We start from the raw sequence: 25,280 nt of genomic DNA on the forward strand, positions 1-25,280 counted from the left end.
TTCTCTGCTCCGGTGTTTTCTGTGTCTGTCGATGCGTGCCGCTGCTAAGCCGCCGAGCGCGATTCCGCGAATACCTGCTCGTCGTCGCGGTGACGCGAAAGATGCTTGCCGAGCAGCGCGGCGATCAGCGTGAACAGGCAGAACGCGGCGAGGTACAGCATCACGTAGGTCGGCTTGCCGTCGGCATAGGCGACCAGCGCCGTCGCGATGAAAGGCGTCGGCCCGCCGATGAACGCGCCCGAAAACTCGCGGCACATGGCGATGCCGGAAAAGCGGTACTGGGTCGGAAACAGGTTGGAGAGGAACGCGCCCTGCGCGCCGCAGGTGCAGCCCCAGCTGATGCCGTAGACTGCGCTCATCGCGATGGTGGCGAGCACGACGTCCTTCGAATCGATCGCCTGGAAGAGCGGCCACACGAGGGCGAGCGCGATCATCGCGCCGGCGGCGAATACGTTGCCGCTGCCGTACTTGTCCGCGAGCATGCCGCCGACGGGCGCGCAGAACAGCGAAAAGCCGAGCGCGATGATAAGCACGACTAAACTGTCCGCCTTCGCCATGCCCACGGTGTTCGTCATGTAGCTCAGCGCGAAGGTGTTGAGCACGTACGACAGCGCCTGATGGCCGCCCATCGCGAAGAAGCCGCACAGCAGTTCGCGCCGGCTCTTGCGGAACAGTTCGGCCACGGGCACTTTCGCGGCCTTGGCCTTCTCGCTCGCCTTCTCCATCGCGGCGACGTACTCGGGCGTTTCGTCGAGTTTCGAACGAATGTAGATGGCGACGCCGAACAGCGCGAGCGACAACAGGAACGGCACGCGCCACACCCACGAGAAGAGAATGTCTTCGGGCACGTACGAAATCATCAGGAAGGTGGCGATGGCGATCATCACGCCGAAGTTGGTAGCGGCGTTCGGAATCGACGTGAAGAATGCGCGCCGGCTCGGCGGCGTGTATTCGGCGATCAGCGTGATCGCGCCCGCGAGTTCCGCGCCCGCGCCGAAGCCCTGCATCATGCGCAAGAGCACGAGCAGAATTGGCGCGAGGATGCCCGCCTGCTGCCAGGTCGGCAACAACCCGAGGCCGACGGTCGCCGCGCCCATGATCGTCACGCAGAACACGAGCGCGGGCTTGCGGCCGTATTTATCGCCGATGTGGGAAATGACGATGCCGCCCAGCGGCCGGATGATGAAGCCCACCGCGAACGTCGCGAACGCGGCGAGCGTGCCCGCCAGCGACGACAAATGCGGAAAGAACAGCTTGTTGATGATGAGGCCCGATGCCGCCGCATAAAGCCCATAGTCGTACCATTCGATGATGGTTCCGAGCGTGGACGCGAATACGGCGCGCCGGATGTTCCTGCGGTCTGCCCGCGCGAGTGCTGGTTGCATGGCGCTGTCTCCTGCTTTTCTTGTCTGATCTCGTGTGCGATGCCGCGCGCCTGAAGGTCACGGCATCCGTTGACGGTTTCGCTGCTGATCGTCTCGATCGTGTCGATCTCGTGAATCAGGTCCGGCCGCGATTGCCGAACGCGTTGGCGCCCTCCTCGTAATTGCCCGATGCGAAGCAGAGCGAGGTGAGTTCGTTCTCGTAGCGGATGCCTTGGTCCACGCTCATGGAGAGCGCCGCGCGCACCGCTGCCTTCACCGACTGCGTGGCGATCGGGCTGAACTCGGCCATCTTGCGGCACAGCGACATGGCGTGATCGACGACGGCCTCGTCGCCCACCACCATCTCGACCAGGCCGATACTGCGTGCCTCGTCCGCATCGATGGTGTCGCCGGTCAGCAGGAGGCGCATCGCCTGTCCGTAGCCGACCAGACGCGGCAGCATCTGCGAGGCGCCGCCGCCGCCCACCCAGCCGCGCAGCACTTCTGGCGCGCCGAACTTCGCGCTCCGGCCGGCCACGCGGATATCGGCGCCGAGCATCATTTCCAGTCCGCCTCCGAGCACCCAGCCCTTCAGTGCGGCGACCACGGGCTTCGTGAAATCGCGCACGACCATCGCGTAATCGGTGCGCGCGCGGAATTCCCACGCGCTCCGGTACGTCTTGAGCGAATGCAGATCGCTGCCCGCGCTGAACGCGCGTTCGCCTTCGCCGCGCAGCAGCACCACGCGAACCGTCTCGTCGCGCTCGATGTCCTGCCGGATGCCGACGAGCGTCTGCGTCATCTCGGGCGTGATCGCGTTCATCTTCTCCGGCCGGTTGATGACGATCTCCGCCACCGCGCCGTGCTTGCGCATCAGTATCTGTTCCTGCATCGCGCCTCCTTTTGCCGACTGCCGCGGCCGTCATGTCCCTTTCGTGTTTTCCCTTATACTTACTTACTAGTAAGTAGCTTGAGCGGACATTAACATCAATCTCAAACGTTGCGCAACGGGAATTTCGAGGAGGGAAAAATGCGAGGCGACACAGCGGATGGGAAGACGCTCGAAGCACACGCAGGAAAGCGGCCGACCGATAGGGGTCGTGTAAAATCAGCCGTTGCTTCGCCCCGTATGAGGCTTAGTCACCACACCGATCCTCACCGAGGGAAAACCTTGAGTCAGACCGAGAAGCCCGCGAAAACCGACAAGACGGCTCCAGCGACCCGGCAGCGTTCCTCCATGTACGACAGCATCAAGGACGTGGCCAAGCGGCTTCTGATCGCGCACGGTTATCACAAGACGACGTTCGGCGTGATCGCGAAGGAACTCGGCATCACGACGACCAACATCCACTATCACTTCGGCAACAAGAACAGTCTCGTCGAGGAAGTGGTGAAGGATTACGTGGCCGGCGCAACGGAAGGTCAGAAGAATATCTGGCTCGACGAAACCATGTCCTTGCAGGAAAAGGTGCAGGCGGAAATCGCCTTCAACCGCAATCTCTTTCGCAAGTACAACCCCACCGGCAAGACGCGCAAGCCGTGGAGCCTGATCGGCCGGCTGCGCCTCGAAAGCGACGTCCTCACCGACGAAGCGCGCGCCGCGCTCGCGGGCTTCACCACCGAAATCCACGGCGCGGTGGAGTTCGCGGTCGCGCACGCGAGCCGCAGCGGCGAGCTCAAGCGCGACACGCCCAAGGAAGACCTGATCTTCCTGCTCACGCATCTGATCGACAGCCTGTCGGTGTTCGCCCAGGACGCGGGTGGCTTCGAGCGCGTCGAGCAATTCATGAACTCGTTCTCGCGCGTCGTGCTCGCGAAATACACGAAGTAAACCAGCGTTTTTGCGCATCGCGGACGTGCCGCGCGCTGGACAATTAGATCGATCTACCTTATTGTCGCGGTACGGAGACAATTCATGAGCGATAACGCCTTCAGCATCGCCGTCGTGGGCGCGGGCATGGCATCCGCGCCGCATCTCGCGGGCCTTCTGGACTTGCGGGAGCGGGTGACCGTGCGCCATGTCGTCGCGCGTTCCGAAGACCGCGCGCGCGCCTTCGCACATGCTCTGCCGCACGCCCGCGTCACGCTCGATCTGGACACCGCGCTGGCCGATCCGCGCGTGAACGCCGTGCTGCTGCTCACGCCACCGAACACGCATCTGGAACTCGGCGCGAGGATCGCAGCGGCGGGCAAGCATCTGCTGATCGAAAAGCCGATCGATGTCACGACCGCGCGCGCCAGCGAACTGGCGGACACATGCGAGCGGCACGGCATCGTCGCGGCGACGGTGCTGCAGCATCGCACGCGCGATGCCTCACGCAAGCTGCGCCAGTTGCTCGATGCGCGCGCCCTCGGCGACATCCACAGCGCGAGCGTCGCGGTGCCGTGGTGGCGTCCGCAATCCTATTACGACGAACCCGGGCGCGGCACGCTCGCCCGCGACGGCGGCGGCGTGCTGATGACGCAGGCCATTCACACGCTCGATCTGTTCCTGTGGCTCATCGGCTGTCCCGACGAAGTGTTCGCCTACGCGATCACCAGCCGCGCGCATCGCATGGAATGCGAGGACACGGTCGCGGGCGTCATGCGCTATGGCAGCGGCTGCGTCGCGTCGCTGCACGCGAGCACGGCGGCGTATCCCGGCTTCGACGAACGCATCGAGATCAGCGGTGCGAACGGCAGCGCCACGCTCAGCGGCGGCAGGCTCGTCGTGCATTACATGGACGGCTCCGTGATCGAGGAAGGCGAAACGGCGTCCCTCGGTTCGGGTGCGAATCCGATGGCCTTCTCGCACCACGCGCATCGGGCGGTCATGGCCAATTTCATCGATGCCGCCACGCGCGGCGCCGAGCCGGTTGCGTCGCTGCGCAGCGCGCTCACCGTTCACCTGCTGATCGATGCGCTCATCGCGTCGTCGGCGAATCGTCGACCCATGCCGGTCAAGCCCGGCTCGCCAACATGACCCACACGCTCAATGCCGCCGTCTCCGGCGATACGCGCCTTTTCGCCATCGTCGGCGATCCCATCGCGCAGGCACGCTCGCCGCTCGTGTTCAACGACATCTTTCAGCGCATGGGCGTCAATGCCGTGCTCGTGCCGATGCGGATTCCCGCGGCTTCGCTCGCGACGGCGATCGCGGGACTCAAGGCCGTCGGCAATCTGGACGGCATCGTCGTCACCGTGCCGCACAAGATCGCGATGACGGAACTCGTCGACCGGCTGCTGCCCGCCGCGCAGCAAGTGGGCGCGATCAACTGCATGCGCCGCGCCGAAAACGGCGAATGGGAAGGTGACATGTACGACGGCGAAGGCTTCACGCGCGGACTGCGCAAACAGGGCCACGAGCCGCGCGGCATGGCGGTGTTTCAGGCGGGCGCGGGCGGCGCGGGAAAGGCGCTCGCGCATGCGCTCGCCCGCGCGGGCGTGCGCTCGCTGCAACTGACCGATGTGGATCGCGCGAAGCAGGACGCGCTCGTTGCGCAGATCGCGCGGGCGTATCCGGACGTGCGCGTCGTCGCGGGCGGCGCCGAACCCGAGGACGTCGATATGGTGGTGAACGCCACGCCGTGCGGCATGGCGCCGGGCGACCCGCTGCCGTTCGCCATCGACAGGCTCGGCCGCGATGTGCTGGTCGCCGACATCATCATGAAGCCGGAGCGCACGCCGCTGCTCTGTCGGGCGGAAGAGCGCGGACATCGCATCCATCTCGGCCGGCATCTGCTGGAGAATCAGGCGGAGCTCGTCGCGGAGTTCTTCGGCATCGCACCGATGTGACGCAAGACGCCGGCAGCGGAACGTCCGGCCGTTTCGGATACACTCCGGGCATACGACTCATCGACCGTTCCAATGTCCCGAGGCAAACCAGGTTCATCCGTCACGCTGCTGGACATCGCCAACGATCTCGGCCTGTCTCGCGCCACGGTCTCGCTCGTTCTGCGCAACAGCCCGCGCATTTCCGAGGCTACGCGCGAGCGCGTGCTCGAGGCCTTCAAGCACAAAGGCTATGTCTATAACCGCCACGCAGCGGGCATGCGCAGCAACCAGACGCATACGGTCGGCGTGGTCGTCAACGATCTCGCCAATCCTTATTTCACCATGCTCGTGCGCGCCATCGAGGCGAGCCTGAGCACGCAAGGTTTCATCACGCTGCTCGGCAACACCGACGAATCGCTCGAACGGCAAAGCCGCTTTCTCGATACGGTGCGGCAGCACAACATCGACGGTCTCATCGTTTGTCCGACGGAGTCCACCACGGCGTCGCAGATGCGTCAGGTGCTCGCGTGGGGCATTCCGTGCGTGTTCGCCTCGCGCTATGTGGCGGGCCTGCAGGCCGATTACGTGGGCGTGGACAACCGGCGCGGCATGGCGCTCGCGACCTCGCATCTGATCGGCCTCGGGCATCGCCGTATCGCGATGATCGGCGGCGTGATGCGCGCCTCCACCGGCAGCGACCGCGCCGAAGGTTATCGCGAAGCCCTGCGCGCCGCGAAGATCAAGCTCGACGAACGGCTGATCGTGCCGTCGCCGCTCACGCGCTCCGACGGCAAGCGCATCATCACCGAACTTCTGCGCCTGAAGAATCCGCCGACGGCGGTCGTGTGCGGCAACGATATCGTCGCGTTCGGCGTGATGCTCGGCCTGCGTGCGCACGGCATCGAACCGGGCGCGGACTTCGGCGTCGTCGGCTTCGACGATGTCCCCGAAGCCGCGCTGTGGGAGCCGCCGCTCACCACGGTACAGGTCTTGCAGGACGAGATCGGCCAGACCGCCGCCGACCTGCTGCTCAAGCGCATGACGGAGCCATCGCGCACGCCGACGCGCATCGTGTCGGAGCCGGTGCTCATCGTGCGCGGAACCTGCGGCGCGCGCGGCAAGCCCTGAAAACAGGCTCGCTTTCTCATCGTCCGAACTTTCCCGAGCCGCCCGGTTCGGGTTTCCCTTAGGCAAAATCCGCTTGCGTCACGTCTGCGCAGCCCCTAATCTACGCCCATAGTAGATCGATCTAACACACGTCAACGACGTGTTCATGCGGCAGCCTTCCGGTCAGTTCCAGCCGCTCCTCCGTGCACTTTCGTCGTAGTGCGATACGGCAGTGCGATACGGACATGAAAACCATAGGAATCCGATTCATGCGTGACTACCTGCTCTCCCGCCGCAAGCTGCTGATCCTCGCCGCCGCGTCCGCCGCCGCGGGCTATATGCCGCGCCTCGCGCTGGCGGACGGACAGACCATCCGTATCGGCGATGTCGTGGATCGCCACAATCCCGAAGTCATCACCGAGAACGTGATGGCGAAGAAACTGAAGGAATCGACCGGCTTCGACGCGCGCGTGTTTCCCGACGGCGTCCTCGGCTCGCACACGCGCATGAACGAGCAGTTGCGCAACGGCACGCTCGAAATCACGGTCACGAACGTCGCGGATCTGGAAGGCTACGACAAGCGTCTCGGACTGTTCGCGATGCCCTTCGCCTTTCCCGATCGCAAGTCGCTGTACGCGGCGCAGGACGGTGCGCTCGGCCAGGCGTACGCGGGCATTCTGGACAAGCTCGGCTTCGTGCTGCTGGGCTGGTTCGATTCGGGCCAGCGCAGCGTCTATAACCGCACGCGCGCCGTTCACGAACCGGACGATCTCAAGGGCCTGAAAGTACGCACGCAGGGCAATCAGATCATGATCGCCACCTTCAACCAGCTTGGCGCTCAGGCTACGCCGCTCGACACCACGCAGATCTACTCCGCGCTGCAGCAAGGCGTGGTCGATGGCGCGGAGAACTCCGTCACGTTCTTCGTGCAGCAGCATCACAGCGAGGTGGCCAAGTACTACTCGTACACGAATCACTTCTTCTCCATCGACCCGATGCTCGCCAGCAAGAAATGGTTCGATGCGCTCGACCCGAAACAGCGCGACGCCGTGAAGCAGGCGGGCGTCGAAGCGCAACAGCACGAGCGCGAACTGTGGATGGCTTCGGACGCGAAGTATCTCGCCGAAGCGAAGAAGAACGGCGCGGCCTTCAACGACGCGAACATTCCCGCGTTCCGCACGGCGGTCAAGCCGATCTACACGAAGTACCGCTCGAACTTCGCCGAACTGGCGACGTATCTGCCGGATCTCTGACCTTCAGCCACAGGTTCTCCGACATGAAACCTCAACCGCTTTCGCCTGCGCACCGCGACGGCATCAATCAGACCCGCGCGTTTCGCGTGCTCGCGAGCGCCGAAGATCTGCTGATCGCCGTGCTGGTTTTCGCGATCTTCTGCGTCGTGCTCGCGGGCATTCTGTCCCGCTTCGTCTTTCACGTTTCGCTTTCGTGGAACATCGAGATCAGCGTCACGCTGATGATCTGGATGACGTTCATCGGCATCGCGGTGGGCGTGCGCGACAAGGTGCATGTCGCCTTCGAACTGTTCGAGGACAAGCTGAGCGGCCGCTGGCTCACGTTTGCCTCGCTCGTGCAGATGCTGCTGATGGGTTTTCTGCTCGTCGCGCTCGCGTGGGGCGGCTGGCAGTTCACGGAACTCGGCTTGAATCAGCTCACGCCGAGCGGCATTGCGCAGTGGATCTCGTTCGCCGCAATTCCGGCGGGCAGCGTGCTCGGGCTTGTGCATCTCGCGGCGCATGCGTGGGACCTCGCGGCGCACGTCGATCTCGACAACGGCGCGCATCGCGGCCACGGCCATACCGAAACGAGGACGCAATGATTCTGACCATCGGACTGCTCGCGCTGTTCGTGCTCGCCGGCGCGCCGATCATCGCGTCGCTGGGCGCGGTCGGCACCATCGACGGCTTGATGCAGGGCCTGCCGCTCACCAATATCGCGCAGGCGATGTATCACGGCGTGGACTCGTTCACGCTGCTCGCCGTGCCGCTGTTCATCCTCGCCGGCGAAATCCTGTTCCACTCCGGCTCGGCGGGCCGGCTCGTCAACTTCATGAACCTGCTCGTCGGCCGCGTGCCGGGCGGACTGGGCGTGAGCGCGGTGGCATCGACGATGGTGTTCTCGGGCCTGAGCGGCTCGGTGAACGCCGACGCCGCCGCGATCAGCTCCGCCATGCTCCCGTCGATGGAAAAGGCCGGCTACCGCAAGGAATGGTCGTCTGCGATCATCGCGGCAGCGGCGGGCACGGGCATCCTGATTCCGCCGTCGATCACCATCATCGTGCTCGCGACGGTGGCGAACATGTCGGTCACCAAGCTCTTTCTCGCGGCCACGCTGCCCGCCATTCTGGTCGGCGTGACGAAGATGCTCATCATCATGTACCGGGCGCGCCTGGAGCCGCCGGTCGCGCCGGTCCACTTCAGCGTGCCGGAACTGGGCCGCGCGTTCGTGCTCGCCATTCCCGCGCTGGGTGCGCCGATCATCATTCTCGGCGGCATTTTCATGGGCTTTTTCACGGCGACCGAATCGGCGGCGGCGGCGGTCGCCTACGTGACGATCATCACGCTCCTGCAACGCTCGATTCCCAGCCGCGCGTGGCTCGGCATCCTGATCAAGGCGGGCCGCACGAGCGCAATCGTGCTGTCGCTCGTCGGCGTCGCACAGATTCTCGGCTACATGCTGGCCTACAACTCGGTGGGCGAACAGGTCGCGGAATTCGCCTCGCAACTGACCAGCCACAAAATCGTGTTCACGGTGTTCATCGTCGTGGTGTTCTGGCTGCTGGGCGCGCTGCTCGACGGCATTCCCGCGCTCATCCTGCTGATTCCGCTGTTCCTGCCCATCGCGCAGGACGCGGGCTTCAGCGACATTCACTTCGCGATTCTCGCCATCGCCATCGTCGGCATTTCGCTGGTGACGCCGCCGATCGGCACGGCCTGCTTCATCGTCACCGGCGTCGCCAATATCCGCATGGTCAATCTGGTCCGGCCGATGCTGCCCTTCATGGCCGTCATGTTCGTCACCATCCTGCTGCTCGCCTTCGTGCCGGCATTCTCCGAATGGCTGCCTCGTCTTTTGTACTAGCGCCCGAACGGGCGCGGCCGCTCGCACTCGTGACCGGCGCGCGGCGCGGCATCGGGGCGGCCATCGCGGTGGAACTGGCACGCTGCGGCTTCGACCTCGCGCTGGTCGATATCGACGAAACCGGCGCGAACGATACCTGCGCCGCCGTCGAATCGCACGGCGGCCGCGCGGGCTTCTGGCGGCACGATCTCGCCGACAGCGCCGCGCATCCGGCGCTCGTCGGGCGCATCGTCGCGTCGTGCGGGCCACTCGCTTGTCTCGTCAACAACGCGGGCGTGTCCGCCGACCGGCGCGGCGACCTGCTCGAACTCGGCGAATTGTCCTATGACCGGGTGGTGGACATCAACATGCGGGGAACGTTTTTTCTCACTCAGGCGGTGGCGCGGCACATGGCGTCGAGCGGCAACGAGCATGCGCGCGCCATCGTCACGGTGTCGTCGGTGAGCGCGGAGCTGGCGTCCATCGAGCGCGGCGAATACTGCATGTCGAAGGCGGGTCTCGGCATGCTCACGCGGCTTTTCGCGCTGCGCCTCGCGGCGCTCGGCATCGGCGTATTCGAGGTGCGGCCCGGCATCATCCGCACGCCGATGACCGAATCCGTCGCCGCGCAATACGACGAACGCATCGCCGGCGGCATCGTGCCGATGCAGCGCTGGGGCACGCCGCAGGACGTCGCCTCGGCGGTGGCGGCGCTCGCGTCCGGGCGCATGGGATTCGCCACGGGAAGCGTGCTGAATATCGACGGCGCGTTGTCCATTCCCCGTCTGTGAGGTTTCCGTCCTTTTTCAACTCAAGCGCGAGTAACGCGACATGAACAGCCTCGAACTGCCTACCTCTTCCGGTGCGCTGGAACGCTATACGCTCGCCGGCACGCCGCTCCCCGATGTGCCCAATGCCGCGCCCTTCAACCGGATCGCGCTGTCGGCGGCGCACGTGGTGGCCGATCCGTTCGCGAACGCCGATCCTTGCGACGGCGGCCGGATCGACTGGGACAAGACGCTCGAATATCGCCGCTATCTCGCGGGGCTCGGACTCGGCATCGCCGAAGCGATGGACACCGCGCAGCGCGGCATGGGCCTGAGCTGGCAGGAAGCGCTGCAACTGATTCGCCGCACGCGCGCGGAACTCGCCGACGCCCGCGTGCCGATCTTCAACGGCTGCGGCACGGACCATCTCGATCCCGCATCCGTCGATTCGCTCGATGCCGTCATCAGCGCGTATCTGCAACAGGTCGATGCCATCCAGACGGCCGGCAGCCGGCTGATCCTGATGGCGAGCCGCGCGCTGGCCCGCATCGCGCGAACGCCGGAGGACTATGCGACGGTGTATCGCCGGGTGCTGGCGCAGGTGGAGCAGCCGGTTATCCTGCACTGGCTCGGCGACATGTTCGATCCCGCGCTCGCCGGCTACTGGGGCACGGACGATCTCACCGCCGCCCGCGACGTGGCGCTCGAAGTCATGCGCGAATCCGCCGCGAAGGTGGACGGCATCAAGGTCTCGTTGCTCGACAAGCAGCGCGAGATCGACATGCGCCGCCTGCTGCCCGCCGGCGTGAAGATGTACACGGGCGACGACTTCAATTACCCGGAACTGATCGCCGGCGACGAAGCGGGCTATTCGCACGCGCTGCTCGGCATCTTCGATGGCATCGCGCCCGCCGCGTCGGCCGCGCTCGCCGAACTCGCGGCGGGACGTCGCGAACGCTTCCACGCCATTCTCGCGCCCACGGTGCCGCTGTCGCGCCACATCTTTCGCGCGCCGACGCGCTTCTACAAGACGGGCATTGTCTTTCTCGCGTTCCTGAACGGCCATCAATCGCATATGACGATGCTCGCGGGCCATCAGGCCATGCGCCCTCTGCCCTATTTCGTCGATCTCTTCAAACTCGCCGATGCCGCCGGCCTGCTGCGCCAACCGGAACTCGCGGTCGCGCGCATGAAGCGCTTTCTCGCCGTCTACGGCGTGTCCCAGGACTGAGGAGACATTCGATGGGACAACTTATCGCGCGCCGCGACGGCGCCGTGCTCACGCTGGAACTGAGCAATCCGCGCAAGGCGAACGCGCTCGACTTCGCGATACTCGCCGCGCTCGACGAGCAGATTGCGCACATCGAAGAAGACGAACGCATTCGCGCCGTCGTGCTGCGCGGCACCGAAGGCGGCGCGTTCAGTTCGGGCGCGGACATCGGCGAATGGTCCGCGCTGGAGCCGGAGGTGTTCGCGCGCAAATGGGTCGGCGAAGGCAACGAAACGTTCCGGCGCTTCGAGCGCCTGCGCTGCCCGAGCGTCGCGCTGATCGAAGGATTGTGCTTCGGCGGCGGGCTGGAGCTTGCGCTGTGCTGCGATCTGCGGCTCGCCACGAGCGCCGCGCGGCTGCGCTTTCCGGAAGTGGCCATCGGCGCGATTCCCGGCTGGGAAGGCGGCGAGCGCCTGCAGCGCATCGCGGGGCGCGCGCGTGCGCTCGAAGCCGTGCTGCTGTCGCGCGAGATCGATGCGCCGACCGCGCTGCAATGGGGCGTCCTCAATGCCGTCTGCGCGCCGCAAGGCGCCGGCGCACACCTCGCCGACTGGACCGCGCGGCTGTGCGAGGTGTCGCCGCGCGCTGCCGCCTCCGCCAAGGCGCTGATTCTCGATGATGCCAAGGACGCGCGCATCGCCTATCCGCAAGCCGCGCTCGACGTGCGCAACAGCGCCGACGCGCAACGCGGCATCGACGCCTTCTTCGCTAAAACCACCGCTGTCTTCTAAACCATGAACGTTCTCTTCCAGCGCACGCATCAACGCTCGTTCGGCACGTGGCCGCTACAGGGCCGGCAACTGCACGACGCCCTCGCCGCCGCCATCGAAACGGGTTATCGCGCGATCGACACCGCGCAGCTCTACGACAACGAAATCGGCGTCGGCTCGGCGCTGCGTGCGATCGGCGTGCCGCGCGACGAGTTGTGCATCACCACGAAAATCGCGCCCGCCAACGATTCCGACGAACGCTTCATGCCGGCGCTGCGCGAAAGCCTCGACAAGCTGAAGGTCGAACAGGTCGACATGCTCCTGCTGCACTGGCCGCCCGCCGATGGCGATGTCGGGCCTTCGGTGCGAAGGCTCGAGCAGGCGCAGCGCGCGGGACTGACGCGGCATATCGGCGTGAGCAACTTCACCGCCGCGATGATGCGCGCCGCCCGCGCCGCGACGGCGCTGCCGCTCGTCACGAATCAGGTCGAGTTTCATCCGCTGCTGGACCAGCGCGTCTTGCTGCGCGCCGCGACCGAAACCGGCATTCCGCTGTCCTCGTATTGCTCGGTCGCGCGCGGCGAAGTCTTCAAGTATCCGCTGTTCGGCGAGATCGGCGCGCAATACGGCAGGAGCGCCGCGCAGGTCGTGCTGCGCTGGATTCTCCAGAAAGGCGTGCCGATCAACACCATGTCCACGCAGCGCAAGAACATCGAGGCCAATTTCGACGTGATGGACTTCACGCTGTCGAGCGTCGACATGGAACGCATCGACGCGCTGAACGCGATGAATCACCGCATCGTCAATCGGGATCGGGTGCCGCATGCGCCGGAATTCGACTGACTGCGACGCAGGATAGCCGACAAGGACAACGACATGAGCCATTCCCTGCTTTACGAGGAGATCGAACCGGGTCTCGCCTTCGCGACATCGGGCATCGTGGTGACGGAAAGCCACGTGGTCCAGTTCGCAGGCATTTCGGGCGATTTCTTCGATGTCCACATGGACGACGAATTCGCGCGCGGCGTCGGCTTTTCGGGGCGCGTCGCGCATGGCCTCCTGTGCCTCGCGATGGTCGACGGCCTGAAGAATCGCGCGGCCACGCGACTGGCCGCCGTCGCGACGCTCGAATGGACGTATCGCTTTCACAAGCCGGTGCTGATCGGCGACAGGATTCAGGGGCGCATCGCCGTGCTCGACAAGCGGCCGACGCGGCGCGGCGATCGCGGCATCGTGCGTCTGCAAGTGGAAGTGCGCAACCAGGACGGCGTGCTGATCCAGGACGGCATCAATGTGCTGATGGTCCGCACGGGCGCGCGGACGGGCCACGAGGAACAATGAAATGAAACGTGCAAACCTGACTGATCCGGACGTCATGGCCGCCGCAATTTTCGATGGCGCTGTCGTCGTATTGAGCGGCTCGGGCGGCGGTCTGGTCGAACCCGATCACATCACGTCGGCCATCGAGCGGCGCTTTCTGGCGACCGGGCATCCGCGCGATCTCACGCTGATTCACGGACTCGGCATCGGCGACGGGCTCTTCAGCGGCGTAAGCCGCTTCGCGCACGAAGGCATGGTGAAGCGCGTCGTCGGCGGTCACTGGACCTGGTCCAAGCCGATGCAGAAGCTCGCCCGCGAAGAGCGCGTCGAAGCGTACACCATGCCCGCGGGCGTCATTCAGACGCTGATCCGCGAAGCGGGCGCGGGGCGGCATGGACTGGTGACGCACATCGGGCTGGACACGTTCGCCGATCCGCGTCACGGCGGCGGCCGCGTCAACGCCCGCGCACGCGACGATCTCGTCGAAGTCATCACGCTGGGCGGCAAGGAACTGCTCTGGTACAAGCCGTTCGAGATCGATTTCGCGATCGTGCGCGGCACGACTGCGGACATGCAGGGCAATCTCACGTCACGCGAGGAACCCGCCGACATCGATGCGTTCGCCGCCGCGCTTGCCGCGCACAATGGCGGCGGCCGCGTGTTCGCGCAGGTCCGCGACGTATCGGCGGCGCCGATCACGCCCGCGCGCGCGGTGACGGTGCCGGGCGTGCTCGTCGACGACATCTGCGTCCACGCCGAACAGAAGCAGACGACCGGCGCAGCCTACGATCCCGCCATCAGCGGCGAGCTGCCCGCGCCGGACATGCGCACGCCGCCCGCCTTGCCGCAGGGCATCCGCTACATCATCGCGAAGCGCGCCGCGCAAGAGCTGGTGCCGGGCGCGTGCGTCAACTTCGGGTACGGCCTGCCCGACGGCATTCCGGCCGTGGCGCACGCAGCGGGCGTCGATATCAGCTGGACGGTCATCGAGCAGGGCTCCCACAATGGCGAGCTTCTCGGCGGCGATTTGTTCGGCGCGACGCGCCATGCGAGCGCCATCCTCAAGTCCAACGACCAGTTCGATTTCTTCAGCGGCGGCGGCATCGACATCGCCTTTCTGGGCATGGGCGAACTGGATGCGCAAGGCAACGTCAACGTGTCGTGGCTCGGTGAGAACATCGTCGGGCCGGGCGGCTTTGTGGATATCACGCAGCGCACGCGCAAGGTCGTGTTTTGCGGCACGTTCGAAGCGAAGGGACTGGACGTGGAACTCGCGGACGGACAGGTGCATATCCGCCGCCACGGCGCGGTGCCGAAGCTCGTGCCGCAGGTGCGCCACATCACGTTCAGCGGCAGGCGGGCGCGCGCCGACGGCCAGCAGGTGATCTACATCACCGAGCGCGCCGTGTTCGAACTCGCCGCCGAGGGCTTGCGGCTGATCGAAGTCGCGCCGGGCGTGGACCTCGTGCGCGACGTGCTCGAGCGCATGCCGTTCGAAGTGGCGCTGCATCCGTCGCTGCGCGAGCGCGCGGAGCAGGCGTCGCACGCGGCGGCTTCCAGCGAAGGCTGACCGGAGATATCGATGGATTTCACGCTCGGCGACACGCAGAAGATGATGATCGAGACGGCGCGGCGCTTCGTGCGCGCCGAGTTGCAGCCGCTCGAACAGCAAGTGGAAGACGAAGGCGCGCTGCCGCGCGACATCGCGCGGGGTTTGCAAAAGCGCGCCCGCGCGCTCGGGCTATACGCGGTCAACATGCCCGCCGAACTGGGCGGCGGCGGCCTGAATACCGTCGATTCGATGCTCTGCGAGGAGCAGTTCGGCCATAGCTCGGACATTCTCGTGCGGCGCGCGTTCGGCAACGTCTACGACGCGCTGCTCGCCTGCGAAGGCGAACAGATCGACCGCTGGCTCAGGCCATCGGTCGAGGGCGAGCGCACGTGCGGGCTCGCGATCACCGAAACGGGCGCGGGTTCGGACGCACAGGGCATCAGAACCACTGCGCGCAAGACGGCGTCCGGCTGGGTGCTCAACGGCAGCAAGCACTTCATCAGCGATGCGCAATGGAGCGACTTCTTCCTCGTCTCGGCGCGCACCGGCGAGAAGGAAATCTCGCTGTTCGCGGTGGACAAGAACCTGCCCGGCTTCACGCTCGGCAAGGATCAGCAGATGATGGGCCTGCGCGGCACGCCGCATCACGAACTCTTCTTCGACGATGTCCCGCTGGAACCGATGGCGCTCATCGGAAACCAGGGCGAAGGTTTCAGACTGGCGATGAACATGCTCGGCCGCGTGCGACTCGCGCTGATCGGCGCGCGCGGCATCGGCAAGGCCACGCGCGTCCTGGAGATGATGATCGGGTATGCGGGCGAGCGGCGGCAGTTCGGCACGCGCATCGGCGACTTTCAGATGATCCAGCAACTCATCGCCGACAGCGTCATGGAGATCAGCGCGGCGCGTCTCATGCTGCTCAACACCGCCGCGATGATGGACGCCGGGCAGGACGCGCGCGCGTGGATCTCGATGGTCAAGGTGCAGGCGTCGGAAACGCTCGGCCGCGTGGTGGACCGCGCGGTGCAGGTGTTCGGCGGCATGGGCTTCTGCAAGGAGCTGGCCATCGAACGTTATTACCGCGATGCGCGCGTCTACCGCATCTTCGACGGGACGTCGGAGATTCATCGCGGCATCATCGCGCGTCATGCGATGAAGCGCGGCGCGGCGTTGTTCGATCTTCACCGCTAGGACGGACATCGCCATGGGCAAGGTCATTTCCGCCGACGCAGCCGCGCAACTGCTTCACGACGGCGATATCGTCAGCATCAGTTCGTCCAGCGGCCTGGGCTGTCCCGACAAGGTGCTGGCGGCCATCGGCGCGCGCTTCGAACTCGAGGGACGGCCGCGCGGCATCACGACGCTGAATCCGATCGCGGCGGGCGACATGTACGGCGTAAAGGGCATCGATCATCTCGCGCAGCGCGGGCTGCTCGCGCGCACGCTGGCCGGATCGTATCCGAGCGGGCCGTCGTCGCTGCCGATGCCCAACGTATGGCGCATGATCGTCGACAACGAGATCGAGGCGTACAACGTTCCGAGCGGCATCCTCTTCGACATGCACCGTGACGCCGCCGCGCGCCGCCCCGGCGTGCTGACGAAAGTCGGCATGGGCACGTTCGTCGATCCCGAACTGCAAGGCTGCGCGATGAACGCTGCCGCGCGCGCGAAGCCGATCGTGCGCAAGGTGTCGTTCGATGGCGGCGACTGGTTGTATTTCCCGGCCATCGCGCCGCGCGTGGCGATCATTCGCGCGACCACCGCCGACGAAGCCGGCAATCTTTCATACGAGCACGAAGGCGCGCTTCTGGGCGGCATCGATCAGGCACTGGCCGCGCGCAACAGCGGCGGCATCGTGATCGCGCAGGTCAAGCGCGTGGCGAGGTCCGGCACGCTGCGGCCGCAGGACGTCCGCGTGCCGTGCAATCTGGTCGATTACATCGTCGTCGATGCGGATCAGTGGCAGACCACGCAAACGCCGTACGATCCCGCCATCAGCGGCGAAGTCTCGTTGCCGATGAGTGCGTTCGACAGCACGCCCTGGGGCCCGGAAAAGGTCATCGCCCGCCGCGCCGCGATGGAACTCGCACACGGCTACGCGGCCAATCTCGGCTTCGGCATTTCGGCGAATGTGCCGCGCATTCTGCTGGAAGAAGGACTGCATGGCGAGGTGACGTGGGCGATCGAACAGGGCGCGGTCGGTGGCGTGCCCTTGCTCGGATTCGCGTTCGGTTGCGCGTCGAACGCGGATGCCATCGTGGCGTCGCCGAATCAGTTCACGTATTTTCAGGGCGGCGGATTCGATATCGCGCTGCTGTCCTTTCTTCAGGTCGATGGCGACGGCAGCGTGAACGTGTCGCGGCTCGGGTCGAAGCCGTATCTGACTGCCGGTTGCGGCGGCTTCGTCGATATCACCGCGCATGCGAAACGCATCGTGTTTTCGGGCTTCTTCACGGCCGGCGCGAAACTCGATGTGGGCGGCGGCACGCTTTCGATTCTCGCGGAAGGCCGCACGCGCAAGTTCGTGCGAACCGCCGAACAGATCACGTTCAGCGGCCGTATCGGACGCGAGCGCGGGCAGCGCGTGACGTACGTGACGGAGCGCTGCGTCATCGAGTCGAGGGACGACGGTCTGACCGTGTGTGAAATCGCGCCCGGCGTGGACCTGCGACGCGACATACTCGACCAGGCCGAGATCGCGCTGAAGGTCGCGCCCGATCTCCGCACAATGGACGCCGCGCTCTTCACCGATGCGCCGTTCGGACTCCGGCTCAAGCCGCGCGAGCGCTCGTAGACACTCAGCAGCACGCGAACAGGCGCTCGCGGCAGATGCGTAAGGTCTCGTCGGCGGGGCGCGCCCACCAGTCGAGCCGCGAGAAGATCTCCACTTCGACGGGACCGTCGAAACCGGCGCTCTCCACCGCCGCACGCAGACGGCGAAGGTCGATCACGCCATCGCCCATCATGCCGCGGTCCTGAAGCGGATCGCGCGTTTCGACGAGCCAGTCGCAGACATGCAGCGCGAGTATGCGCCCCGCCGCCCGCGCGATGGCCGGCATCAGCGCCGGGTCCCACCACACGTGATAAGCGTCGATGGCTACGCCGAAATGTCCCTCGCGCGACGGATCGAGCGTGTCGCACCAGTCGAGCGCCTGATCGAGCGTGTTGAGCAGGCTGCGGTCGGCGGCATAGACGGGATGCAGCGGCTCCAGCGCGACGCGCACGCCCGTCTCCTGCATGGCCGGCTGCAACGCGGCGAGGCCGTCGAGAATTTGCGCGCGTGCATCGTCGATATCGCGCGAACCGGGCGGCAGACCGCCCACCACCGCGACCAGCACCGGCGCGCCGAGCACGGCGGCGGTTTCCAGCGCGCGGCGGTTGGAATCGATCGCCGCGCGACGCCCCGCCGCGTCGTTCGCCGCGAAATACGCGGTGCGGCAATACGCGTTGACCTTGAGGCCCGCGGCGCGAATGGCGCTGGCTGCGGCCTGCGGCTTCGTCTCGTCGATTTCCTGACGCCACGGCGTGATCCAGCCGAAACCTTGCCCGGCGATGCGCGCGGCCGTCATCTCGATCGGCTCGCGGTAACCCAGCGTGCCGGTATTGATGCAGCAGAGATCGCCGCGTCCGTTCAAGTCGCGCATGGTGTTCCTCAGAAGCGCTGGATCATCAGCCCACCATCGACGCGCACTTCCTGCGCCACCGTGTACGGCAGCAGTCCCGCCGCCATGGTGCGGATCACGCGCGCCACGTCTTCGGGCTGGCCCCAGCGCGGCGTGGCGGTCATGCCTTCGGCGATCAGCGCATCGTACTTGCCCTTCGACGGCGCGGTCATCTCCGTGAGGATCAGTCCGGGCTGCACCTCGAATACGCCGATGCCATGCGACGCCAGCCGCAGCGCGAACAGACGCGCGGCCATCGACGAGGCGCTTTTGGACATGCAGTATTCGCCGCGTTCGACACTCGCCACCACCGCATTCGACGATGTCACGAACACGATGCTGCGCGCGCCTTCGGCGGCCGGCGCTTGCGCTGTCATCGACCTGGCGACGGCCTGCGTCAGAAAGAACGTGCCGCGCGTGTTGATGTCGAAGCAGCGGTCGTAGCTTTGCGCGTTCACGTCGAGCAGATCGCCGCGGCTCAGCACGGACACACCCGCGTTGTTCACCAGGCAGTCGATGTCGCCGAAGCGCGCGTTGATCGCGGCGAGCACGCCCGCGTGCGCGTCGATATCGCCGATATCGAGATCGAAGCTCGCGCAACGGCGCCCGAGCGCTTCGACTTCGGCTTCGAGCGCGCGCAGCCGGTCGGCGTCGTTCAAGGCGATGGCGGCGATATCGAAGCCTTCGGCGGCGAGCGAGAGCGCGACGGCGCGCCCGATCCCGCGCGAGGCGCCGGTGACGATTGCGGTTCTGCTCATGGTCATGCCTTCAGCAATTGACGCGCGATGATGATCCGCTGAATCTGGTTCGTGCCTTCGTAGATTTGCGTGATCTTGGCGTCGCGATAGAGACGTTCGACTTCATAGCCGCGAATGTAGCCGCTGCCGCCGAAAATCTGGATGGCGTTGCTCGTGTGCTGCACGGCGGCGTCCCCGGCGAAGCATTTCGCCATCGACGCGGCGACGGTCGCCTCGACGCCCGAATCCATTTTCGATGCCGCGGAGCGCACGAGCAGGCGCGCTGCTTCGGTGTCCTTGGCCATGTCGGCGAGAATGAACTGGATGGCCTGAAACTCGGCGATCGGCTGGCCGAACTGCTTGCGCATCTTCGCCTGTTCGATGCCCGCCTCCAGCGCCGCCTGCATGATGCCTACGGCCAGCGCGCCGATGCCCACACGTCCTTTTTCGAGCACGCTCATCATCATGTGAAAGCCGCGCCCTTCAGTGCCGAGCAGTGCGTCGGCGGGAAGTTTCACATCGTCGAAATGCAGTTCCCCTACCTGCGATGCGCGCTGCCCGAGCTTGTGCTCTTTCGGCCCGCGCGATACGCCCTTCGACGCGCAATCCACGATGAAGATGCTCATGCCGCGTTTGCCCGCGTCGGGGTCGGTGCGTGCAAGCACGAGGGCCACGTCCGCGACGGGCGCGTTGTGTATCCACAGTTTCGAGCCGCTGAGCGACCAGCCGTCGCCATCGCGCACGGCCGTGGTCTTTACGCCGGATACGTCGCTCCCCGCCCCGGCCTCGGTGATGCAGTACGCGCCCTTCGATTCCGCGCGCACCAGCGAGCCGAGCCAGCGGTCGATCTGCGCGGGCGTGCCGTGCTTGCCGAGCAGCGTGCCGAGCAGTTCGACCAGCCCGCACTGATCCGCCACCGACGAATAGCCGCGGCTCAGCTCTTCCATGACGATTGAATACGCGAGGCAGTCGAGCCCCGCGCCGCCCATCGACTCGGGCACGGTGATGCCGAAGAGGCCGGTCTCGCCCATCTGCCGGTATATCTCGGCCGGAAAGCACTCTTCGCGGTCCAGCCGCTCTGCTTCGGGCCGGATGACTTCGTTGGAGAAGCGCCGGGCCATGTCCGCGACTTGCTGATGCTCGGTGGAAAGAATCACCTCGTCTCCCTTGGTTATGCGCGGTGTTCGCTGTGCTGACGTGACGTTACTGTATGCCTGTTAGATCGATCTAGCAAGCGGGTCATGGAGGAGGTTTTGGATGTAGGACTGGGTCGAGGATCGGTCTTTTTAAACGCCGGCTGACAGCGACTTTTAGCCCGCCGAGTATCTTTGCGATACAGAAAATCGTATTAACAAAACTCGGTGCTGCCATCCTATTTAGCCTTCCTGGATTGCACCCCAGGTTCTGCCTTTTTTCCCGGTCCGCGTGCGCCGCAGGTAGCAGGTCAGACGCCCTTTGCATGATCGTCGCCGTCGCGTGTCGGCAATCAAGTCAACGCTGGATCTCAACCAATCTCGTCGCGATTTCCCCCCAACCCGCCGAGGATGCTCTCTATTTCATCCTGTCGTAAGGTTTACCCCGATTTAAACGCAAACCAACAAAAGGGACATTTTGGCTGCTGCATGTAATCCAAGTGCAATCCAATTGACGCCACCTTAAAGCGCCGGCTTCTGCGGCTGGCGTCGCGCACGCCGCAAAGGAGAGCGATTTGGTCCTGGAACTGGAGCGAGTCAGTGTCGTTTCTGGCGGGCAACCGTATCTGTACGGCGTGGATTTGCGCCTCGTCCCAGGCGCCATCAATGTGCTTCTCGGACCCACCCAGGCCGGCAAAACCACTTTGATGCGCGTGATGGCGGGTCTGGACAGGCCGAACGGCGGCCGAGTGCTCGTCGACGGCCAGGACGTGACAGGCGTCAGCGTGCGCCAGCGCAATCTCGCGATGGTCTATCAGCAGTTCATCAACTATCCGGCGATGACGGTTTCCGAGAACATCGCCTCGCCTTTGCGCCTGCAAAAAACCGACCCTGCCGAAATCCGCCGGCGCGTGCAGGAGGTCGCCGCCAAACTGCATATCGACCATTTGCTGGAGCGGCGGCCAGGTGAACTGTCGGGCGGCCAGCAGCAGCGCTGCGCGCTCGCGCGTGCGCTCGTGAAGCGCACGTCGCTGGTGCTGCTCGACGAGCCGCTCGTGAATCTCGATTACAAATTGCGCGAGGAATTGCGCATGGAACTGGCGACGCTTTTCGCTGACGGCAAGACAACCGTCGTCTACGCGACCACGGAGCCTCTCGAAGCGCTACTGCTGGGCGGCTATACGGCAATCGTCGATAAAGGCCGGGTTCTGCAGTTCGGTCCCACTCTCGATGTGTATAACGCCCCGGTCAACATCGCGGCCGCGGCCGTTTTCAACGACCCGCCGATGAACATGCTGACGAGCGACTGCGGCAACGGCCGCGCGCGTCTGCCGATAGGCGTGGAGGTTCCAGTCCGGCACGGTCCCGCTGCGAACGGCGCATGCCGCATCGGCATCCGGCCGGGACACCTGCGTCTTCAGGCGAAAGCCTCTAATGCGATCGCTGTTCCGTGCCGGCTCGAACTCGCTGAACTGAGCGGCTCGGAAACGTACCTGCACTTGCGCACGCTGACCGGCGCGGTCGACCTGGTCGCGCAGTTGCAGGGCGTGCATCAGATCGAGCTCGGCACGCAACTCGACGTTTTCATCGACCCTGACGAACTGTTTGTGTTCGGCGCGGACACTCAACTGGTGTCCAGCCCGGAGGCGGCTTATGGCGTGCATTGAGTTCCAGAACCTCGCGCACGCGTACAGACCGAGCCCCGCGACGCTCGACGACTACGCGCTTCAACCCATGAGCATGGTCTGGGATTCCGGCGGCGCTTATGCGTTGCTCGGGCCATCGGGTTGCGGCAAGACCACGCTGCTGAACATCGTGTCGGGGCTCGTCAGGCCGTCGGAGGGCAAGGTGCTGTTCGACGGACGCGACGTGACGGCGCTCGGCGCGCGCCAGCGCAACATCGCCCAGGTGTTCCAGTTCCCCGTGGTCTACGACACGATGACCGTGTTCGACAACCTCGCGTTTCCGCTGCGCAATCGCAAGATGTCAGCCGCCGAAGTCACGAAGCGCGTGCACGAAGTCGCGGATATTCTCGATATGACGCACGACCTGCCGAGCAAGGCGAGCAATCTGGCCGCCGACGCCAAGCAGAAAATCTCGCTCGGGCGCGGCCTCGTGCGAAAGGACGTCGCGGCGATTCTCTTTGACGAACCGTTGACCGTGATCGATCCCGCGATGAAGTGGATCCTGCGCCGGCAGTTGAAGAAGATCCACCAGCAACTCAAGCTCACGCTTATCTACGTGACGCACGATCAGGTAGAGGCGCTGACTTTCGCCGATGAAGTCGTGGTCATGACAAATGGCCGCGTCGTTCAGAAAGGCGGAGCCGACGCGCTTTTTCTGCGGCCCGATCACGCTTTTGTTGGCTACTTCATCGGCAGTCCGGGCATGAATCTCTGTCCGATCGAGCTCGATGCCGACGGCGCAAAAATCGGCTCGCAGCGCTTGCCGCTCGACGCCGGCACGCTTGCGACGCTACGTGCCGCGCATCAGCAGGCAAACGGCGCGCTTAAACTGGGGATTCGCCCGGAATTCGTCCGCCTTTCGCAGGAAGGAGGAGCCGGCGCGGTCAACGCGCGGGTGCTGCGCGCGCAGCAGCTCGGCAACTATCAACTGGTTACCGCGCAATGCGACGGCAATGTGTTCAATGCGAGGCTCGAGCCGCATGTGCGGATTGTCGACGGACCCGCCTGGCTGCATCTCATTGCGCCTGAAACCGTGTTCTTCTGCAACGACGAAAGAATCGAGACACGCATCTCCGATGAGGCCGCGCGATGAACAAGCCCGTCAATCAGAAAGCGTGGTTGCTGGTCATTCCTGTGTTCATCTGCGTCGCGTTCTCCGCGATCCTGCCGCTAATGACGGTGGTCAACTATTCGGTGCAGGACATCATCGGCCCGACGCAGCATGTGTTCGTCGGTACGGAGTGGTTTCGCAACATCATGACCGATCCGGATTTGCGCGAAGCGCTCGGCAGACAGGTCATTTTCTCCGCGTGCGTTCTGCTGTTTGAGATTCCATTGGGCGTGGGCCTCGCACTTTCGATGCCGGCTTCGGGATGGCGCGCGTCGGCCACGCTCGTCGTGCTTGCCATGCCGTTGCTGATTCCATGGAATGTGGTGGGCACGATCTGGCAGATCTTCGGGCGCCCGGATATCGGACTGCTCGGTTACTGGCTCAATAGTCTTGGCTTCGACTACAACTACACGGCGAGTCCCACGGCCGCATGGCTCACCGTGCTGGTGATGGACATCTGGCACTGGACCCCGCTCGTCGCGCTGCTCTGCTATGCGGGCTTGCGCGCGATTCCGGACGCCTTCTATCAGGCTGCGGAAATAGATGGCGCAAGCCGTTTTGCGGTATTCCGCTACATCGAATTGCCGAAGATGCGCGGCGTGCTGATGATCGCCGTGCTGCTGCGCTTCATGGACAGCTTCATGATCTATACCGAGCCGTTCGTGCTGACAGGCGGCGGTCCCGGCGATTCCACAACCTTCCTCAGTCAGTATCTGACACAAAAAGCGGTCGGCCAGTTCGATCTTGGCCCGGCCGCGGCTTTCTCGCTGATCTATTTCCTGATCATTCTGCTGCTGTGCTTCATTCTCTATAACTGGATGAGCCGCGTGGGCAAAGGTGGCCCCGCCGCGCAAGGAGACGACCATGCAGGATAAGCGCCGCTGGATGCGGACGTTGATGCTCGTCGTCTATATGCTGTTCGCGCTGATTCCGCTTTACTGGATGTTCTCGATCTCCCTGCGCACAAACGATGAAACCATGTCGACGTTCGCCACGCTGCCGCAGCACGTGACGTTCGAAAACTACAAGGTGATCTTCACGGATCCTTCGTGGTACTGGGGCTACATCAATTCGATCATCTACGTGCTGATGAACACGGTGATGTCGGTGCTGGTCGCGCTGCCTGCCGCGTACGCGTTCTCACGTTATCGATTTCTCGGCGACAAGCACATGTTCTTCTGGCTGCTCACAAACCGCATGACGCCGCCCGCCGTATTCTTGCTGCCGTTTTTCCAGCTCTATTCGAGCGTCGGCCTGACCGACACTTACATTGCCGTCGCACTTGCGCACATGCTGTTTAACGTGCCGCTTGCCGTGTGGATTCTCGAAGGCTTCATGTCGGGCGTCTCGCGCGAAATCGACGAAACCGCGTACATAGACGGCTACACGTTTCCCGCTTTCTTCGTGAAGATCTTCCTGCCGCTCATCAAATCGGGCGTCGGCGTCACGGCTTTTTTCTGCTTCATGTTCAGCTGGGTCGAACTGCTGCTCGCGCGCACGCTGACGTCGGTCAACGCGAAACCTATCGCGGCCGTGATGACGCGCACCGTGTCGGCGGCCGGCATGGACTGGGGCGTGCTGTCGGCGGCGGGCGTGCTGACCATCGTTCCCGGCGCGCTGGTGATCTACTTCGTGCGCAACTACATCGCGAAGGGTTTCGCGATGGGGAGAGTGTGATGTTCACGTGGATGTACTGGACGCCCGAGGTGGCCATTTTCTTCGGCTGCATCGTCATTATGCTGGGCGGCATGACGGTATGGGAACTGCGCTCGCCGACTCATGAACGCAAGGGCTTTCTGCCTATCGCAACGACTCGCGGAGATCGCCTGTTCATCGGCCTGCTGACTGCCGCGTTTGTGAATCTCGCGTGGCTCGCAATCAGCGCCGAGGGCTCGAGTTCCTGGCCGGGCTTCGCAGCCTCGGTGCTGGTGTTGCTCGCGATCATGTGGAAGGGCTAAAAAGCCGACGCATGCAATGAAGACTGACAACTGCCGGTTCCGCTGATGCCCCCAGCGGGTGCCGGCAAGATCG

The 25,280-nt window shown here is 64.7% G+C and carries 25 protein-coding genes; 20 read left to right on the forward strand and 5 right to left on the reverse strand.

The window, feature by feature from the left end; all coding sequences use genetic code 11:
• Window positions 1-44: 44 nt before the first annotated feature.
• Window positions 45-1,385, reverse strand: a complete 1,341-nt coding sequence (locus ACEN42_RS33340) for an MFS transporter (protein WP_371882927.1) — start codon at window positions 1,383-1,385, stop codon at window positions 45-47.
• A gap of 115 nt (window positions 1,386-1,500) precedes the next feature.
• Window positions 1,501-2,256: an enoyl-CoA hydratase/isomerase family protein gene (locus tag ACEN42_RS33345; protein WP_371882928.1), complete on the reverse strand. Its 756-nt coding sequence runs from the start codon at window positions 2,254-2,256 to the stop codon at window positions 1,501-1,503.
• A gap of 279 nt (window positions 2,257-2,535) precedes the next feature.
• Between ACEN42_RS33345 and ACEN42_RS33350 the strand changes: the two genes are divergently transcribed.
• The 15 genes from ACEN42_RS33350 (at window position 2,536) to ACEN42_RS33420 (ending at window position 17,715) form a co-directional block, all read left to right on the forward strand.
• Complete coding sequence (locus ACEN42_RS33350; RefSeq protein WP_187603358.1) at window positions 2,536-3,195, forward strand: TetR/AcrR family transcriptional regulator; 660 nt, start codon at window positions 2,536-2,538, stop codon at window positions 3,193-3,195.
• Between the two features lie 84 nt (window positions 3,196-3,279).
• Complete coding sequence (locus ACEN42_RS33355) at window positions 3,280-4,326, forward strand: Gfo/Idh/MocA family protein (RefSeq protein ID WP_371882929.1); 1,047 nt, start codon at window positions 3,280-3,282, stop codon at window positions 4,324-4,326.
• Window positions 4,323-5,138 carry a shikimate dehydrogenase gene (locus ACEN42_RS33360; protein WP_250484402.1) on the forward strand — a complete coding sequence of 272 codons (816 nt, stop codon included), beginning with the start codon at window positions 4,323-4,325 and terminating at the stop codon, window positions 5,136-5,138. The genes ACEN42_RS33355 and ACEN42_RS33360 overlap by 4 nt, the downstream gene beginning before the upstream one ends.
• Before the next feature lie 72 nt (window positions 5,139-5,210).
• On the forward strand, window positions 5,211-6,245 hold the full coding sequence (locus ACEN42_RS33365) for a LacI family DNA-binding transcriptional regulator (RefSeq protein ID WP_371882930.1): 1,035 nt from the start codon (window positions 5,211-5,213) through the stop codon (window positions 6,243-6,245).
• A gap of 248 nt (window positions 6,246-6,493) precedes the next feature.
• Window positions 6,494-7,477 (forward strand): TRAP transporter substrate-binding protein, encoded by a 984-nt coding sequence (locus ACEN42_RS33370; protein ID WP_187603354.1) that lies wholly within the window; start codon window positions 6,494-6,496, stop codon window positions 7,475-7,477.
• Window positions 7,478-7,500: 23 nt separating this feature from the next.
• The gene (locus ACEN42_RS33375; RefSeq protein WP_371882931.1) at window positions 7,501-8,061 is read left to right on the forward strand and encodes a TRAP transporter small permease; all 561 of its coding nucleotides are present in this window, start codon (window positions 7,501-7,503) and stop codon (window positions 8,059-8,061) included.
• Window positions 8,058-9,323, forward strand: a complete 1,266-nt coding sequence (locus ACEN42_RS33380) for a TRAP transporter large permease (protein ID WP_187603352.1) — start codon at window positions 8,058-8,060, stop codon at window positions 9,321-9,323. Before ACEN42_RS33375 ends, ACEN42_RS33380 begins: the two co-directional genes overlap by 4 nt.
• The gene (locus tag ACEN42_RS33385; RefSeq protein WP_371882932.1) at window positions 9,299-10,093 is read left to right on the forward strand and encodes a 3-ketoacyl-ACP reductase; all 795 of its coding nucleotides are present in this window, start codon (window positions 9,299-9,301) and stop codon (window positions 10,091-10,093) included. The genes ACEN42_RS33380 and ACEN42_RS33385 overlap by 25 nt, the downstream gene beginning before the upstream one ends.
• 40 nt (window positions 10,094-10,133) lie before the next feature.
• The gene (locus ACEN42_RS33390) at window positions 10,134-11,300 is read left to right on the forward strand and encodes a dihydrodipicolinate synthase family protein (protein ID WP_371882933.1); all 1,167 of its coding nucleotides are present in this window, start codon (window positions 10,134-10,136) and stop codon (window positions 11,298-11,300) included.
• A gap of 11 nt (window positions 11,301-11,311) precedes the next feature.
• A complete protein-coding gene (locus tag ACEN42_RS33395) occupies window positions 11,312-12,070 on the forward strand; it encodes an enoyl-CoA hydratase/isomerase family protein (protein ID WP_371882934.1) in 759 nt (252 codons plus the stop codon).
• A 3-nt stretch (window positions 12,071-12,073) separates the two neighbouring features.
• A complete protein-coding gene (locus ACEN42_RS33400; RefSeq protein ID WP_371882935.1) occupies window positions 12,074-12,892 on the forward strand; it encodes an aldo/keto reductase in 819 nt (272 codons plus the stop codon).
• Between the two features lie 33 nt (window positions 12,893-12,925).
• Window positions 12,926-13,390: a MaoC/PaaZ C-terminal domain-containing protein gene (locus ACEN42_RS33405; RefSeq protein ID WP_187603347.1), complete on the forward strand. Its 465-nt coding sequence runs from the start codon at window positions 12,926-12,928 to the stop codon at window positions 13,388-13,390.
• 1 nt (window position 13,391) lies between these two features.
• Window positions 13,392-14,939, forward strand: coding sequence for a CoA-transferase (locus tag ACEN42_RS33410; protein ID WP_371882936.1), 1,548 nt, complete (start codon window positions 13,392-13,394; stop codon window positions 14,937-14,939).
• Window positions 14,940-14,951: 12 nt separating this feature from the next.
• Complete coding sequence (locus ACEN42_RS33415; protein ID WP_371882937.1) at window positions 14,952-16,112, forward strand: acyl-CoA dehydrogenase family protein; 1,161 nt, start codon at window positions 14,952-14,954, stop codon at window positions 16,110-16,112.
• A 13-nt stretch (window positions 16,113-16,125) separates the two neighbouring features.
• The gene (locus ACEN42_RS33420) at window positions 16,126-17,715 is read left to right on the forward strand and encodes an acyl CoA:acetate/3-ketoacid CoA transferase (RefSeq protein WP_371882938.1); all 1,590 of its coding nucleotides are present in this window, start codon (window positions 16,126-16,128) and stop codon (window positions 17,713-17,715) included.
• Between the two features lie 4 nt (window positions 17,716-17,719).
• On the opposite strand, the gene ACEN42_RS33425 is transcribed toward ACEN42_RS33420, so the two are convergent.
• The 3 genes from ACEN42_RS33425 to ACEN42_RS33435 are packed head-to-tail and all read right to left on the reverse strand — an operon-like array spanning window position 17,720 to window position 20,477.
• Entirely contained in the window at window positions 17,720-18,565 is an 846-nt protein-coding gene (locus tag ACEN42_RS33425) for a sugar phosphate isomerase/epimerase family protein (RefSeq protein ID WP_371882939.1), read from the reverse strand.
• 8 nt (window positions 18,566-18,573) lie between these two features.
• A complete protein-coding gene (locus ACEN42_RS33430; protein ID WP_371882940.1) occupies window positions 18,574-19,341 on the reverse strand; it encodes a 3-ketoacyl-ACP reductase in 768 nt (255 codons plus the stop codon).
• Between the two features lie 2 nt (window positions 19,342-19,343).
• Window positions 19,344-20,477, reverse strand: a complete 1,134-nt coding sequence (locus tag ACEN42_RS33435; protein ID WP_238213149.1) for an acyl-CoA dehydrogenase family protein — start codon at window positions 20,475-20,477, stop codon at window positions 19,344-19,346.
• 551 nt (window positions 20,478-21,028) lie between these two features.
• Between ACEN42_RS33435 and ACEN42_RS33440 the strand changes: the two genes are divergently transcribed.
• Genes ACEN42_RS33440 through ACEN42_RS33460 form a run of 5 tightly spaced genes read left to right on the forward strand, consistent with a single transcriptional unit; the run spans window position 21,029 to window position 25,207 of the window.
• Window positions 21,029-22,120 (forward strand): ABC transporter ATP-binding protein, encoded by a 1,092-nt coding sequence (locus tag ACEN42_RS33440; RefSeq protein ID WP_238213148.1) that lies wholly within the window; start codon window positions 21,029-21,031, stop codon window positions 22,118-22,120.
• Window positions 22,107-23,231 carry an ABC transporter ATP-binding protein gene (locus ACEN42_RS33445; RefSeq protein ID WP_371882941.1) on the forward strand — a complete coding sequence of 375 codons (1,125 nt, stop codon included), beginning with the start codon at window positions 22,107-22,109 and terminating at the stop codon, window positions 23,229-23,231. Before ACEN42_RS33440 ends, ACEN42_RS33445 begins: the two co-directional genes overlap by 14 nt.
• Entirely contained in the window at window positions 23,228-24,124 is an 897-nt protein-coding gene (locus tag ACEN42_RS33450; protein ID WP_238213146.1) for a carbohydrate ABC transporter permease, read from the forward strand. The genes ACEN42_RS33445 and ACEN42_RS33450 overlap by 4 nt, the downstream gene beginning before the upstream one ends.
• The gene (locus ACEN42_RS33455; protein ID WP_371882942.1) at window positions 24,114-24,926 is read left to right on the forward strand and encodes a carbohydrate ABC transporter permease; all 813 of its coding nucleotides are present in this window, start codon (window positions 24,114-24,116) and stop codon (window positions 24,924-24,926) included. The genes ACEN42_RS33450 and ACEN42_RS33455 overlap by 11 nt, the downstream gene beginning before the upstream one ends.
• Complete coding sequence (locus ACEN42_RS33460; RefSeq protein WP_371882943.1) at window positions 24,926-25,207, forward strand: DUF2160 domain-containing protein; 282 nt, start codon at window positions 24,926-24,928, stop codon at window positions 25,205-25,207. Before ACEN42_RS33455 ends, ACEN42_RS33460 begins: the two co-directional genes overlap by 1 nt.
• Window positions 25,208-25,280 lie beyond the last annotated feature (73 nt).

The organism is Caballeronia sp. S22, from assembly GCF_964261745.1.
GTDB lineage: Bacteria > Pseudomonadota > Gammaproteobacteria > Burkholderiales > Burkholderiaceae > Caballeronia > Caballeronia jiangsuensis.

Excerpts from the sequence above, each read along its gene's own strand:
- ACEN42_RS33395 (WP_371882934.1), top strand. The coding sequence starts at position 11,312 with ATGGGACAACTTATCGCGCGCCGCGACGGCGCCGTGCTCACGCTGGAA.
- ACEN42_RS33375 (WP_371882931.1), top strand. The coding sequence starts at position 7,501 with ATGAAACCTCAACCGCTTTCGCCTGCGCACCGCGACGGCATCAATCAG.
- ACEN42_RS33370 (WP_187603354.1), top strand. The coding sequence starts at position 6,494 with ATGCGTGACTACCTGCTCTCCCGCCGCAAGCTGCTGATCCTCGCCGCC.
- ACEN42_RS33340 (WP_371882927.1), bottom strand. The coding sequence starts at position 1,385 with ATGCAACCAGCACTCGCGCGGGCAGACCGCAGGAACATCCGGCGCGCC.
- ACEN42_RS33425 (WP_371882939.1), bottom strand. The coding sequence starts at position 18,565 with ATGCGCGACTTGAACGGACGCGGCGATCTCTGCTGCATCAATACCGGC.
- ACEN42_RS33400 (WP_371882935.1), top strand. The coding sequence starts at position 12,074 with ATGAACGTTCTCTTCCAGCGCACGCATCAACGCTCGTTCGGCACGTGG.
- ACEN42_RS33415 (WP_371882937.1), top strand. The coding sequence starts at position 14,952 with ATGGATTTCACGCTCGGCGACACGCAGAAGATGATGATCGAGACGGCG.
- ACEN42_RS33355 (WP_371882929.1), top strand. The coding sequence starts at position 3,280 with ATGAGCGATAACGCCTTCAGCATCGCCGTCGTGGGCGCGGGCATGGCA.
- ACEN42_RS33390 (WP_371882933.1), top strand. The coding sequence starts at position 10,134 with ATGAACAGCCTCGAACTGCCTACCTCTTCCGGTGCGCTGGAACGCTAT.
- ACEN42_RS33345 (WP_371882928.1), bottom strand. The coding sequence starts at position 2,256 with ATGCAGGAACAGATACTGATGCGCAAGCACGGCGCGGTGGCGGAGATC.
- ACEN42_RS33450 (WP_238213146.1), top strand. The coding sequence starts at position 23,228 with ATGAACAAGCCCGTCAATCAGAAAGCGTGGTTGCTGGTCATTCCTGTG.
- ACEN42_RS33455 (WP_371882942.1), top strand. The coding sequence starts at position 24,114 with ATGCAGGATAAGCGCCGCTGGATGCGGACGTTGATGCTCGTCGTCTAT.
- ACEN42_RS33385 (WP_371882932.1), top strand. The coding sequence starts at position 9,299 with ATGGCTGCCTCGTCTTTTGTACTAGCGCCCGAACGGGCGCGGCCGCTC.
- ACEN42_RS33460 (WP_371882943.1), top strand. The coding sequence starts at position 24,926 with ATGTTCACGTGGATGTACTGGACGCCCGAGGTGGCCATTTTCTTCGGC.
- ACEN42_RS33445 (WP_371882941.1), top strand. The coding sequence starts at position 22,107 with ATGGCGTGCATTGAGTTCCAGAACCTCGCGCACGCGTACAGACCGAGC.
- ACEN42_RS33405 (WP_187603347.1), top strand. The coding sequence starts at position 12,926 with ATGAGCCATTCCCTGCTTTACGAGGAGATCGAACCGGGTCTCGCCTTC.
- ACEN42_RS33430 (WP_371882940.1), bottom strand. The coding sequence starts at position 19,341 with ATGAGCAGAACCGCAATCGTCACCGGCGCCTCGCGCGGGATCGGGCGC.
- ACEN42_RS33420 (WP_371882938.1), top strand. The coding sequence starts at position 16,126 with ATGGGCAAGGTCATTTCCGCCGACGCAGCCGCGCAACTGCTTCACGAC.
- ACEN42_RS33365 (WP_371882930.1), top strand. The coding sequence starts at position 5,211 with ATGTCCCGAGGCAAACCAGGTTCATCCGTCACGCTGCTGGACATCGCC.
- ACEN42_RS33410 (WP_371882936.1), top strand. The coding sequence starts at position 13,392 with ATGAAACGTGCAAACCTGACTGATCCGGACGTCATGGCCGCCGCAATT.
- ACEN42_RS33380 (WP_187603352.1), top strand. The coding sequence starts at position 8,058 with ATGATTCTGACCATCGGACTGCTCGCGCTGTTCGTGCTCGCCGGCGCG.
- ACEN42_RS33360 (WP_250484402.1), top strand. The coding sequence starts at position 4,323 with ATGACCCACACGCTCAATGCCGCCGTCTCCGGCGATACGCGCCTTTTC.